This window comes from Rickettsia endosymbiont of Urophora cardui, from assembly GCF_964030725.1.
Lineage (GTDB): Bacteria > Pseudomonadota > Alphaproteobacteria > Rickettsiales > Rickettsiaceae > Rickettsia.
Genome location: NZ_CAXIPY010000004.1, coordinates 276013 through 288305 on the forward strand (window position 1 = coordinate 276013; position 12293 = coordinate 288305).

The following is a 12293-nucleotide window of genomic DNA, read 5'->3' on the forward strand; positions in this document are numbered from 1 at the left end:
GCACTATAAAAACGTACCTTTACATCAAGGGTTTTAAGCTTATTTATAATAACATAGCGTAAGTCTTGATTTATTATTTGCATACGGATTTTAGTTAGTTAAATTAGAGATAATCAAGGTAATTATGGATTATAATAAGATAGAGCAAGGATTAATATCTTCTATTTCAGAGGATGACCCACATAAAGTATCAAAGCAGTTACAGAAATGATGCTCCTCGCAGCAGAGCTACGAGGTATCTATCCAAAAAGCTTTAACTGTTTTTGTTGAAATGCTTTATAAGTGTAATAGTTGAGATACCGTCTTGAGTGTCAACAACTTTTTCATTATTTTACCTCAATTTTATTTTACAGGGTTTTTATATTTGCACTAAAAGATGTTTTGTTATTAAGAACACCATAAATTATGTGAAGCAACTTACGCATAGCAGCAATCACTATAACCATTTTAGATTTTCCAACATTGCTCAAACGTTGACTAAAATCCTTAATAATCGGATTATGTTTTATAGCAACTATGGCAGGCATATAAAAAGCTTTACGTAAATTAGCATCTCCTGTTTTTGATATTTTTCCTATTCCATGGACAGAAGTGCCTGATTGTTTTGGCTTTGGGTTAAGACCAACAAACGCAGCTAGTTGTTTTGCAGAATTAAAATTTTCTACAACAAGAAAAGCAAGTATCACTCCTATTGTTTTTTCTCCTATACCAGGGATTGAATCAAGAAGTTTACTTTTATCATGTAAGTCTTTGTGTCCTTTAATATGATTAGAGATAAGTTCTTCTACTTCCTTAATTTGCTTATCCAGAAATTCAATATGAATCATAATGTTAATGGCAACTGCTTTACTTGCTCCGCTCAATCTATTATTTTCTTGATTTTTATTAGCAATCAAACTATCCAAGCGTCTTACCCATTGTTGTAATTCTTTAATATGTATAGGGGTTGGTTGCCAAAGATCAGGTTGCATAGCCTTGCAAAAAGAAGCTATCAATTCACAATCAGATTTGTCAGTTTTAACTCTTGAAAGCTTGCTCATTGCAAAGCCCTTGATGCGAGCTGGATTTACGACACTAACTTTAAATGTATTATCATAAAGATATTGAGCTAACCTAACTTCGTAACCACCTGTTGATTCCATACAAGCGTGAGCAGTATCTATTCCCTTTTTTTCTAACCATTGTTTTAGTGCAGCAAAGCCTTTTGCAGTATTATTAAACTTTTTGGTTTTGATTTTATTATCATTTAATAAAGCTACGTCAAATGTTGCTTTAGAAATATCTATACCCAAAATAATGCTACTCATATTTGACCTTCTATGTTAATAATAAGTAGAATACCCAAAGATCAACCTTGTAAATACAGGTTCATTGATTAATTTCAAGACCTAAGAATACCGTCCGATCTTTAATGAGTATGTGAAGACTAATTGTTTGATCTCAACTACAGGGTTACATAGCCCTAAGATTTAATACGGCATATTAGTCTTCTTACTTAAGTGCCCTTAAGTATCTTATAGTTGTTTACTAAAGACAATACTAAGATACAAGATTATATCTTACATTTAGTAAAATAAATTAATCTCTCAGGGTTTAATTCCCCGAAGCTCTGCTTCGTGATATCATAAGAAACAACTAAAACTTTTTTAGATACCTCGTAGCTCTGCTGCGAGGAGCATCATTCCATTCTGACTTAGTACTGTTTTTAAATCTACTCCGCCTTTTATCAGCAAATCTATTGCTTCATTTATTTTTTTATTCTTCTCTATTTGCATTTCTGTTACCTATATTTTTAATGACTTCTAATATAGGCTCAACAAAAATTTACACAATCATTGCAAAAGACTCCTACAATTATATAAATCAGACTTTGTAACTCTTCCATCATATACTCGTTTTATAGCTCTAAAACCAAGAGTTCTGAGTTATTTAGTTTTATTACTTGAATGGTATATGCAGGCAGCTCAATCTACGGGAGTTTCTTATATTGACGCCACATCTTTAGAGGTTTGTCATCGAAAAAGAATCTCTCGTAATAAAGTCTTTGCCGGTATTGCTGCTTTGGGTAAAACAACAAAAAGTTGGTTTTTTGGTCTAAAATTACATTTGGTTATTAACGAAAAAGGTGAGATTCAAGGTCTAAAACTAACGCCTGGTAATGTAGATGATAGAGCGCCGGTTTCGATAATCACCAAACATATCACGGGATTATTGTTTGGCGATAAGGGTTATATCAAACAGGAGCTCTTTGATGATCTATACAGCAAAGGAATCAAGTTAGTAACTGGCATAAAGAAGAAAATGAAGAATAAACTTATGCCATTATTTGAAAAAATATTATTACGCAAACGCTCAATTATCGAAACAGTATTTAGTGTGCTGAAGGGTGCTTTCGAGATCGAACATACAAGACATAGATCAATTTAGAATGCCTTTGTACATATCTTATCCGCCCTAATTGCATACTGTATGAAACCTAACAAACCCGCTATAGCTAACACGGAAATGTTTCTACCACAGATTAGGAAAAACTTAGGCATTGATCAATAATTTTACGTAAACAGTTTTTAAAGTTAGTCCAGCAATGTTTAATAGGATTTAGATCTGGTGAATATGTGAGTAAATACAAAAACTATGGTAAAAACCTTTCCGTGTTAGCTATATATCTCAAAATTAACTCATCTTTATGCATATTATAATTCTAATAAATGAAGAGTAAAAGGCATTGTTGGATAATTCTTATCTCATTCCCGCTTAAGGCTTGCTTGCGTGGATCGAGAGTCGTCATTGCGAGCGACTGCAAGGAGCGTAGCAATCTAGAAAAAATAATAAAAAATGCTATAAATTAGCATTTTTTAGCTGGATTGCTTCGTCAATTACTTCGTAATTTCCTCGCAATGACGGAAAAATCGATCTACGCAAGCAAGCCTTAAGCAGGAATGACATACAAGGCATTTTCCAAGTTATCACTGATTACGCCACGCCGATCAAGCAATAAGGTTTAAATATATCTCATCATTTAACTCTTGTGTAGAAGATAATTCTATATTTAATGCAGCAAATATCTGCACTAAAGCGATAGATAAAGCATTTATCATTTCGTCGGTATGTGCAGGAGTTGGGATAATTCGGAGGCGTTCAGTGCCTCTTGGAACAGTTGGAAAATTGATATGTTGAACGTAAATGCTATACTCATTAAGCAGCATATTAGAAGCTTTAGCAGCCTTAATAGGATCCCCAATAATTATCGGCACTATATGGCTTTCATTTTTAAGATAAGGGATGTTAAAGCGGTCAAAAGAGCTTTTAAGCTTGCTAACCACCTGCTGATGCGTTTTTCGTTCTTGATTAGATTCTTTTAAATGCCTAATACTATGCGTTGCAGCAGTAGAAATTACCGGCGGCAATGAGGTGGTAAAAATAAAGCCGGACGCTGATAATCTGATAGCATCAATTAGGCTATGGTTTGCGGTGATATAACCGCCAATAGTGCCATATGCTTTGGCAAGCGTGCCTTGGATAATGTCGATTTCATCGCTACAATCAAGAAGCTCAGCAATACCAGCACCGGTTTTGCCATATAAACCTACTGTATGGACTTCATCAATAAAGGTTAAAGCATTATATTTTTTAGCTAAATTGATTATATCTTTAACAGGAGAAAAGAAGCCGTCCATAGAATAAGCAGACTCAAAAACAATTATTTTCGGTCTATTAACATCAACTGATTGGAGCAGCTCTTCTAAATGCTTAACGTCTAAATGTCTGTATATACGCTTTTCGGCTTTAGAACCGGTAATGCCGGCAATGATCGATGCATGATTTAGCTCATCAGAAAAAAAGACAAGATTAGGCATGATTTTGGCAAGAGTTGCAAGTGTTGTATCATTCGCCACAAAGCCGGAGGTGAAAACTAAAGAAGCTTCTTTGTTATGCAAACTTGCTAGCTCCTGCTCAAGTTCAAGAATAGCTACATTGTTACCGCCGATATTTCTTGTTCCGCCTGAACCAACGCCATATTTTAGCAATGCATCTATGGAAGCCTGTACTACTTTTGGATGCTTGCTCATATCTAAATAGTCATTAATACACCACATGACTATTTGTTTATCATCGCACATAGCGAAAGGAAAATTATCGGCTTGTCTTTTTAAAGCTTTAAACTCGCGATATCTTCCCTCGCTTTTAATTTTATCTATATGATTGCTAAATATAGTATCGTAATAAGACATTAAACCTATTATCTTGTTTGAAAAATTGACATTTAAAATGTCATCCCCGCGTAGGCGGGGATCCAGTAATAATAAATATGAATACAATAAGTTTCTAAAATTAAAAGCTTAGGCTATCTCGCTTTATGCTGGATCCCCGCCTACGCGGGGATGACATATGCAACCATTCTATATTAAAACTAAATAATTTTAAAGCTATAATATAGCTTTTTGTACAATATCATTAAGTCTTTTTGAAAAAGCCCCTGTATCTGCTACCGGTTCACCCTCTAAAATACAAGCTTGATCAAATATTAACTTAACTAGCTCTTCATTATTTTTATTATTTGCTTTTAAATCGTTAAAGATTTTTTCTATGATTTTATTTTTAGGGTTTAACTCTAGATTTTTAGCAGAAGCATTTGCTATTTGTTTTTGTTCAATTAAGAAACGTTCCATACGAATATCCATAGCGGCTTCACCTACGGCAAGACAAGCAGGGCTTGAAGTCAGTTTTTTAGATATTTTAACATCCTTAACTAAACTCCCTAAAACCTCTTTAAAATAATCAGTTAATGATTTATATTCATCATCAGATTTTTTCTCATCTTTATCTTTTTCCTCAGATGATGAAGTAGCTTGATCTACATCAATATCGCTTCTTGTAGCCGATTTAATCGCATGTCCTTTATATTCGCTATTAACATTTACCCAAAAATCATCAACAGTATCGGTAAATAATAACACATCGATATTTTTACTTAATAACCCCTCTATTTGCGGGCTTGAAAGCAGCTTATCAGGATTATCACCACTTAAATAATATATAGTATTCTGCCCCTCTTTAAAGCCTTTTATATATTCATCAAGGCTAATCATTTTATTATGCAAGGCACTTCTAAATATACATACTTCTAATAATTTTTCGTGATCGGTTGTAGCTTCACATAACCCTTCCTTTAAAGCTCCGCCAAAATTAGTCCAAAAATTATTATACTCATCAGGCGAATCTTCTTTCTTTTTCTTCAACTCACCTAATACTCTTTTAGTTATAGCGTTCTTGATTTTCTCAAGCACATTATTATGTTGCAATGATTCACGGCTAATATTCAGCGGTAAATCTTCTGAATCAACCACACCACGTAAGAACCTTAAATATGAGGGGATTAAATCAATATTCTCATCAGAAATAAATACTCTCTTAATATATAATTTCACTCGTCTTTTGCGATCAGGATGGAATAAATCATAAGTTTTGCTTGATGGGATAAATAGCAGATTTGTAAACTCTATAGCTCCCTCATTTTTATTATGCATGGTAATCCAAGGATCATCTACCGCATAAGATAAGCTTTTATAGAATTCTTTATATTGCTCTTCAGTGATTTCGGATTTTGATCTTGTCCATAAAGCTGAGGCAGAATTTAGTTGTATTTCGTTATTATCCCCCTCATCAAAGAAATATATCGGTACGGCTATATGATCGGAATAGCTTTTAACTATATGCTTTAATCTGAAATGATCAAGAAATGTATCCTCTTCTTTTTTAATGTGCAAAGTAATTTCCGTTCCTCTGCTAAACTCTCTATCTGAGCTTGAGACAATATATTCGCCTTCGCCTTCCGATTCCCAAACATATACTTTGTCTTCGCCAGCTTTTCTTGAAGTTATAGTGACCTTATCAGCTACCATAAAGCTTGAGTAAAAGCCAACGCCAAACTGACCAATTAGCATATTATCTTTTTTAGAATCACCTGAGAGATTCTTAAGGAAATTTGCCGTACCCGATCTTGCAATAGTGCCTAAATTCTCGATTAAATCCTCTTTATTCATACCGATTCCGTTATCACGTATGATAACTTGTCCGTTATTTTTATCAACTTTAACAGTAATCTTAAAGTTAGAGTCACCGGCTACTAATTCAGCGTTGCTTTGAGATAAATAACGCAGCTTATCACAAGCATCAGAGGCATTAGAAATTAACTCCCGCATAAAAATCTCTTTATTACTATAAAGAGAGTGAATCATTAAATTTAAAATCTTACCAACTTCGGCATCAAATTTCTTTTTTTCTTGTTTCATACTAAATCCAATTTAAATTCTTGTTTTAGTTTTGTTATTTAAAAATGTCATTGCGAGCGACTGAAAGGAGCGTGGCAATCTCATGAGACCTCCTGAGATTGCTTCGTCGACGCCTAATGGCGTCTCCTCGCAATGACGTTAAAAACAAAACTTTACTTACTTAATATAAGCACTAATAATCAAATTTAAATACTCTTCGTCAATATTTTTTATTAAAATTGTCTTTAAGCTGTTAGTATGTCCTTTAGTAATTTCTAAATTACTCCGCAATAACTGCCATTCTGTTGCTAAAAAATTTATGATCTCTTCGTTAGCTTTGCCTTGTTGTGCATGTGCTTTTATAGATAATTTTAGATGAGGGATATCGTTAATTATAATAAATTCTTTGATAGCATTATTCTTACTTTTATATTTAAAAATGCTGTGTTTGATAAAGGATTATAAATAAAAAATTTCATGGTAAATAACGTAACAGTTGAAAATTATAAAATTTAATGTCCCCCTTCGGGGATCAAAAATCCCTCGCCTTTAGGCGAAGGGAAGATATAATAAAATTGCTTTAGCAATGAATTTATATCAAGAAATATGAGAAGTTATAGAAAGAATAGTCATAGTCAGTATGATTTAAAAGTGCATCTTATATGGATACCAAAATATAGGAAGAGAATATTGATAGGCAAAGTATCGGAAAGGACTAGAGATTTACTGATATAATGGACTAATGGTATGGACCTCCTGATATAGAGAATGAAAAGCAGTTGCTAATCTTCTAGGGTTAATATTTAACATATTAAAACAACAATTAAGGAGGTCCATATGGAGGTTACTACAATTGGTATAGATATTGCAAAAAGAATTTTTCAAATTCATGGTGTAGATAAAAATGGCAAGACAGTATTAAAGAAAAAATTGATGAGAGATCAGGTTTTGACATTTATGGCTAATTTACCACAATGTTTAGTAGGGATGGAAGCTTGTGGTGGTTCTAGTTATTGGGCAAGAGAAATAACTAAATTAGGGCATGAAGTAAAACTAATGGCACCGCAATTTGTCAAACCATATGTTAAAACTAATAAAAATGATCAAGCAGATGCTGAAGCGATATGTGAAGCCGTGACAAGACCTAATATGAGATTTGTTGCAATTAAAACTATAGAGCAACAAGAAATTTTATCAATACATAGGGTAAGAGAGAGATTGGTAAAAAATCGTACAGCACTTGCTAATGAAATTAGGGGGCTACTACATGAGTTTGGTTTTATTGTTCCTCAAGGCATTAATAAGGTTATCACAAAATTAATTGAGATTTTAGATGCAGGGAAATTAAGCCAGTTAAGTTATCAAACATTTAGTGAACTAAAAGAAGAATTCTTAGATAATAACAGAAAAATAAAAGAGATAGAAAAACGATTAACAATGATAGCAAGTAACCTAACTCAATATCAACGATTAAGAGCTATACCTGGTCTTGGTTTAATTACTGCTACTGCTTTAATAGCATCAATAGGTAATGCTACAAGTTTTGAGAATGGCAGGCAATTATCGGCATGGCTAGGATTAGTGGCTTTGTTGCATAAATAAAATTTGTAGAGCAAGAGTGGTGATAATCTGGTAAGATGTCCTGAATTAAAAAATAATCCAGATTATATGAGATCTCGGAAGAAAGCCCCTTTTAGTAAATCACGCAAGTATTCTAAATATAAAATAACGAATTGGTCAGAATATAATAATTTTTTACGCAATAGGGGTCGCATAGATTTTATGATTGCCAGTGATTTGGCGATTGGCTGGTATGCTGATTACAGAGAGGAAATGAAACGAGGAAGACCTAGACGCTATAGTGATCACGCTATATTACAGTGTTTGAAGATCAGATGCTTATTCGGTCTTAAGTTACGCCAAACCCAAGGCTTTATAAACTGGCTCTTTGAAATATCGGGTTTATCTATTAGATGTCCAGACTATACAACATTAAGTAAGCGTATGAAGTCATTAGATCTTAGGTATTTACATGGAAATCAAGATAAAGAATTTAGTTGTATTTCAATGGATAGTACAGGGATACAAGCCTACACAGGGAACGAATGGCTAGAAAATAAGCATGGTAAGCAATATAAGCGTCGCATATGGAAAAAGCTACATATCGTTATAGAAGATCAAGGTATGATACTTGCCGATAGTACCACAGAGCATACTATAGATGATAGATCACAGATTGGACTACTAATAGCTAATGTCAGAGCCAAGGATTTTCTGGGAGATCGAGGGTATGACGGTGAATCTACATATCAATTGTTGAGAAAGAAGAAGATAAAACCAGTTATTAGACCCCCAAACTCTTCAGTAAAAGTTCAATCGCTTAGGGATAAAACTGAGAGAGATGCAGCTGTTATATATCAACAAAACAAAGGATACCAAGCATGGAGGGTAAAGAATAATTATGGTAGAAGGGAGCGTGTAGAGAACACGTTCTTTCGATTTAAAACTTCTTTTGGTAGTAAGTTTCTATCAAGACATGATCAAAATATGACAAAAGAAATGTCTATTAAATGCCACTTATTAAACAAAATGTTTGAAATTGGTAAACCTATCTCTGTGCCTGTTGGCTAGGCTAGCATTGCGGGGTTAGGGGCAGTATATTCAAAAGCTTATTTATGCAACAAAGCCACTTCGCTCAGATAAATTAAACATCCATTTCGTAAATTGGCTAAAATCTTTTTTAGATTTCTGTTCTTCCGATGTAAATCTTATCTTGGCATTTAGTACAGCTCTAGCCCCTTGAATTAATAAAGTGCGTAAGTATACATCACCTCGCTTGCTAATTCCCAGCAGCTTATCCTTCCCACCACTTGAATGTTGTCTTGGCACTAATCCTAGCCATGCCGATAATTGCCTGCCATTCTCAAAACTTGTAGCATTACCTATTGATGCTATTAAAGCAGTAGCAGTAATTAAACCAAGACCAGGTATAGCTCTTAATCGTTGATATTGAGTTAGGTTACTTGCTATCATTGTTAATCGTTTTTCTATCTCTTTTATTTTTCTGTTATTATCTAAGAATTCTTCTTTTAGTTCACTAAATGTTTGATAACTTAACTGGCTTAATTTCCCTGCATCTAAAATCTCAATTAATTTTGTGATAACCTTATTAATGCCTTGAGGAACAATAAAACCAAACTCATGTAGTAGCCCCCTAATTTCATTAGCAAGTGCTGTACGATTTTTTACCAATCTCTCTCTTACCCTATGTATTGATAAAATTTCTTGTTGCTCTATAGTTTTAATTGCAACAAATCTCATATTAGGTCTTGTCACGGCTTCACATATCGCTTCAGCATCTGCTTGATCATTTTTATTAGTTTTAACATATGGTTTGACAAATTGCGGTGCCATTAGTTTTACTTCATGCCCTAATTTAGTTATTTCTCTTGCCCAATAACTAGAACCACCACAAGCTTCCATCCCTACTAAACATTGTGGTAAATTAGCCATAAATGTCAAAACCTGATCTCTCATCAATTTTTTCTTTAATACTGTCTTGCCATTTTTATCTACACCATGAATTTGAAAAATTCTTTTTGCAATATCTATACCAATTGTAGTAACCTCCATATGGACCTCCTTAATTGTTGTTTTAATATGTTAAATATTAACCCTAGAAGATTAGCAACTGCTTTTCATTCTCTATATCAGGAGGTCCATACCATTAGTCCACTATCAACCTTTTCTGCAAACAGCGTAATTGCTTCCCATTATAATTCCCATGATACTTTTCTGTCAAATATGCTAATATGGTAGTTGCTTGCAACTCCGGTGCTGATTCTAGCATTGATTCTATTTCATCCCAGTGCTTCACAAATGGATCCTTACGTGTCCTATATTTACGTATTGTGCGTAATTCGCTTGGATACTTATTAATACGTAAATACTTACGTGCCGTTTTTACACTCATACCTGCTTTTGCAGCAGAAATTATCTGATTATATTTTTTGATCTTTTGCATTAAAATACCTACTTGGTTATTTGTACATGTCATCAGTAATTCTCGAATAATATTTAAATATTTAAAAATAAATTTTTATTCGATTTTACTGTCCATAGTTACTTCTTTTTTATAGGTAATTTTAATGTTCGTTGAGGGTAATTCTAATATTCGTTAGTCAAAATTCTACCATCAAATTTGATCATAAAATGAGCCATAGCTTCATTCCAATTTGGGGATAGGCATAGACCATTTTTTGGTAATATAATCAATTATCAGATATAACACCTTAAATACTGCGTCATCATTTGGAAAGATGCGTTTATTCTTAGTAACTTTTCTCAATTGGCTATTCAGCGATTCTATCGCATTTGTAGTGTAAATAATCTTACGAATCTCCTTTGGATATTGCAAGAAAATTATCAAATTATCCCAATTATTATACCAAGATTTAGCTATATGCGGATATTGCTTACTCCATTTTTGATCAAATGACTCAAGAGCTAATTCTGCTTCTTTTTCAGTAGCAGAAGTATAGATTAGTTTCAAATCCGCTGCTAATTGCTTTCTATCTTTATATGATACATATTTGAGGCTATTCCTGATCTGATGGACAATACAAATTTGATGTTCAGTTTTCGGGTATACTGATGCAATAGCATCAGACATACCAGTTAGATTATCACTACAAGCAATTAAGATATCTTTTACTCCTCTATTTTTCATCTCAGTAAAATTACCAAGCCAAAATTTAGCTCCTTCATTCTCACTTATCCATAAGCCTAAAATATCCTTTCTGCCAGATAAATCTATTCCTAAAGCTACATATACTGATTTATTAATAATAAGTTTATCTTGTCTTACTTTCACTACTAAACAGTCAAAATATACTATAGGGTATACTGATTCAAGCGGTCTACTCTGCCAAATCTTGACCTCATCTATTACTTCATCTGTAATCCTGCTGATTAGGCTCTCACTGATCTCAGCTCCATATAATTCTTGCAATTGTGTTTTAATATCAGACACACTCATACCCTTCGCATATAAGGATATTATCTTTTGGTCTAAGCCATCTATTCTTGTTTGTTTCTTTGAGACTATTATAGGTTCAAATTTACCTTGTCTGTCTCTTGGAACATTTAGCTCTATAGTACCATTCTCACTAATCAGATTCTTACTAAAACTACCATTCCTCGCATTCTCAGTTTCAGCTCTATCATACTTGCTATAACCTAAATGTTCTGACATCTCAGCATGCAGTGCTCGCTCTAAAATACCCTTGGTTAATTCCTTAAATGATGCTCCTCGCAGCAGAGCTACGAGGTATCTAAAAAAGTTTTAGTTGTTTCTTATGATATCACGAAGCAGAGCTTCGGGGAATTAAACCCTGAGAGATTAATCCATTCTGACTTAGTACTGTTTTTAAATCTACTCCGCCTTTTATCAGCAAATCTATTGCTTCATTTATTTTTTTATTCTTCTCTATTTGCATTTCTGTTACCTATATTTTTAATTACTTCTAATATAGGCTCAACAAAAATTTACACAATCATTGCAAAAGACTCGCGGATTTGAAACTAATCTATACTTCTGCTACTGAAAAAGAAGCAGAATTAGCTCTTGAGTCATTTGATCAAAAATGGAGTAAGCAATATCCGTATATAGCTAAATCTTGGTATAATAATTGGGATAATTTGATAATTTTCTTGCAATATCCAAAGGAGATTCGTAAGATTATTTACACTACAAATGCGATAGAATCGCTGAATAGCCAATTGAGAAAAGTTACTAAGAATAAACGCATCTTTCCAAATGATGACGCAGTATTTAAGGTTTTATATCTGACAATTGATTATATTACCAAAAAATGGTCTATGCCTATCCCCAACTGGAATGAAGCTATGGCTCATTTTATGATCAAATTTGATGGTAGGATTTAATGGCTCACGAAATTTACACAATTGATGAAACAGAGCCAGGTTTTGTTCTCCTTAGTCCTTGAATTTTCAATTGTA

General features: G+C 33.4%; 7 protein-coding genes and 7 pseudogenes. 5 read left to right on the forward strand and 9 right to left on the reverse strand.

Annotation, left to right across the window (positions count from 1 at the left end):
- Positions 1-347 precede the first annotated feature (347 nt).
- Positions 348-1307, reverse strand: coding sequence for a transposase (locus AAHI98_RS04570; protein ID WP_342224639.1), 960 nt, complete (start codon positions 1305-1307; stop codon positions 348-350).
- Between the two features lie 339 nt (positions 1308-1646).
- Positions 1647-1775: a hypothetical protein gene (locus AAHI98_RS04575; RefSeq protein WP_342225169.1), complete on the reverse strand. Its 129-nt coding sequence runs from the start codon at positions 1773-1775 to the stop codon at positions 1647-1649.
- A gap of 73 nt (positions 1776-1848) precedes the next feature.
- Here AAHI98_RS04575 and AAHI98_RS04580 point away from each other — a divergent pair.
- A pseudogene (locus AAHI98_RS04580) lies at positions 1849-2550 on the forward strand (IS982 family transposase); the annotation flags it as partial.
- Between the two features lie 437 nt (positions 2551-2987).
- On the opposite strand, the gene hemA reads toward AAHI98_RS04580, so the two are convergent.
- The 3 genes and pseudogenes from hemA to AAHI98_RS04595 form a co-directional block, all read right to left on the reverse strand.
- Positions 2988-4232: a 5-aminolevulinate synthase gene (gene hemA, locus AAHI98_RS04585; protein WP_342225372.1), complete on the reverse strand. Its 1245-nt coding sequence runs from the start codon at positions 4230-4232 to the stop codon at positions 2988-2990.
- A 195-nt stretch (positions 4233-4427) separates the two neighbouring features.
- Positions 4428-6293 carry a molecular chaperone HtpG gene (htpG, locus tag AAHI98_RS04590; protein ID WP_342225170.1) on the reverse strand — a complete coding sequence of 622 codons (1866 nt, stop codon included), beginning with the start codon at positions 6291-6293 and terminating at the stop codon, positions 4428-4430.
- A 156-nt stretch (positions 6294-6449) separates the two neighbouring features.
- Positions 6450-6751, reverse strand: a pseudogene (locus tag AAHI98_RS04595) (A1G_07140 family DUF167 domain protein).
- A gap of 127 nt (positions 6752-6878) precedes the next feature.
- Between AAHI98_RS04595 and AAHI98_RS04600 the strand changes: the two are divergent.
- The 3 genes and pseudogenes from AAHI98_RS04600 to AAHI98_RS04610 form a co-directional block, all read left to right on the forward strand.
- Positions 6879-7001 (forward strand): annotated as a pseudogene (locus tag AAHI98_RS04600) (transposase); the annotation flags it as partial.
- Between the two features lie 108 nt (positions 7002-7109).
- Positions 7110-7868, forward strand: a pseudogene (locus AAHI98_RS04605) (IS110 family RNA-guided transposase); the annotation flags it as partial.
- Between the two features lie 72 nt (positions 7869-7940).
- Positions 7941-8903 (forward strand): IS5 family transposase, encoded by a 963-nt coding sequence (locus tag AAHI98_RS04610; RefSeq protein WP_342224734.1) that lies wholly within the window; start codon positions 7941-7943, stop codon positions 8901-8903.
- Between the two features lie 150 nt (positions 8904-9053).
- Here AAHI98_RS04610 and AAHI98_RS04615 read toward each other — a convergent pair.
- The 4 genes and pseudogenes from AAHI98_RS04615 to AAHI98_RS04630 form a co-directional block, all read right to left on the reverse strand.
- A pseudogene (locus tag AAHI98_RS04615) lies at positions 9054-9905 on the reverse strand (IS110 family RNA-guided transposase); the annotation flags it as partial.
- A gap of 94 nt (positions 9906-9999) precedes the next feature.
- Positions 10000-10329 carry a hypothetical protein gene (locus tag AAHI98_RS04620; RefSeq protein WP_342224746.1) on the reverse strand — a complete coding sequence of 110 codons (330 nt, stop codon included), beginning with the start codon at positions 10327-10329 and terminating at the stop codon, positions 10000-10002.
- Between the two features lie 110 nt (positions 10330-10439).
- Positions 10440-11571: pseudogene (locus AAHI98_RS04625) on the reverse strand (IS256 family transposase); the annotation flags it as partial.
- A 64-nt stretch (positions 11572-11635) separates the two neighbouring features.
- Positions 11636-11770 (reverse strand): hypothetical protein, encoded by a 135-nt coding sequence (locus tag AAHI98_RS04630; RefSeq protein ID WP_342224747.1) that lies wholly within the window; start codon positions 11768-11770, stop codon positions 11636-11638.
- Positions 11771-11843: 73 nt separating this feature from the next.
- Here AAHI98_RS04630 and AAHI98_RS04635 point away from each other — a divergent pair.
- A pseudogene (locus tag AAHI98_RS04635) lies at positions 11844-12218 on the forward strand (transposase); the annotation flags it as partial.
- Between the last annotated feature and the right edge of the window lie 75 nt (positions 12219-12293).

Bases quoted from the DNA above. Each gene is read 5' to 3' on its own strand.
- AAHI98_RS04570 (WP_342224639.1), bottom strand. From the start codon at position 1,307: ATGAGTAGCATTATTTTGGGTATAGATATTTCTAAAGCAACATTTGAC.
- AAHI98_RS04575 (WP_342225169.1), bottom strand. From the start codon at position 1,775: ATGCAAATAGAGAAGAATAAAAAAATAAATGAAGCAATAGATTTGCTG.
- hemA (WP_342225372.1), bottom strand. From the start codon at position 4,232: ATGTCTTATTACGATACTATATTTAGCAATCATATAGATAAAATTAAA.
- htpG (WP_342225170.1), bottom strand. From the start codon at position 6,293: ATGAAACAAGAAAAAAAGAAATTTGATGCCGAAGTTGGTAAGATTTTA.
- AAHI98_RS04610 (WP_342224734.1), top strand. From the start codon at position 7,941: ATGAGATCTCGGAAGAAAGCCCCTTTTAGTAAATCACGCAAGTATTCT.
- AAHI98_RS04620 (WP_342224746.1), bottom strand. From the start codon at position 10,329: ATGACATGTACAAATAACCAAGTAGGTATTTTAATGCAAAAGATCAAA.
- AAHI98_RS04630 (WP_342224747.1), bottom strand. From the start codon at position 11,770: ATGCAAATAGAGAAGAATAAAAAAATAAATGAAGCAATAGATTTGCTG.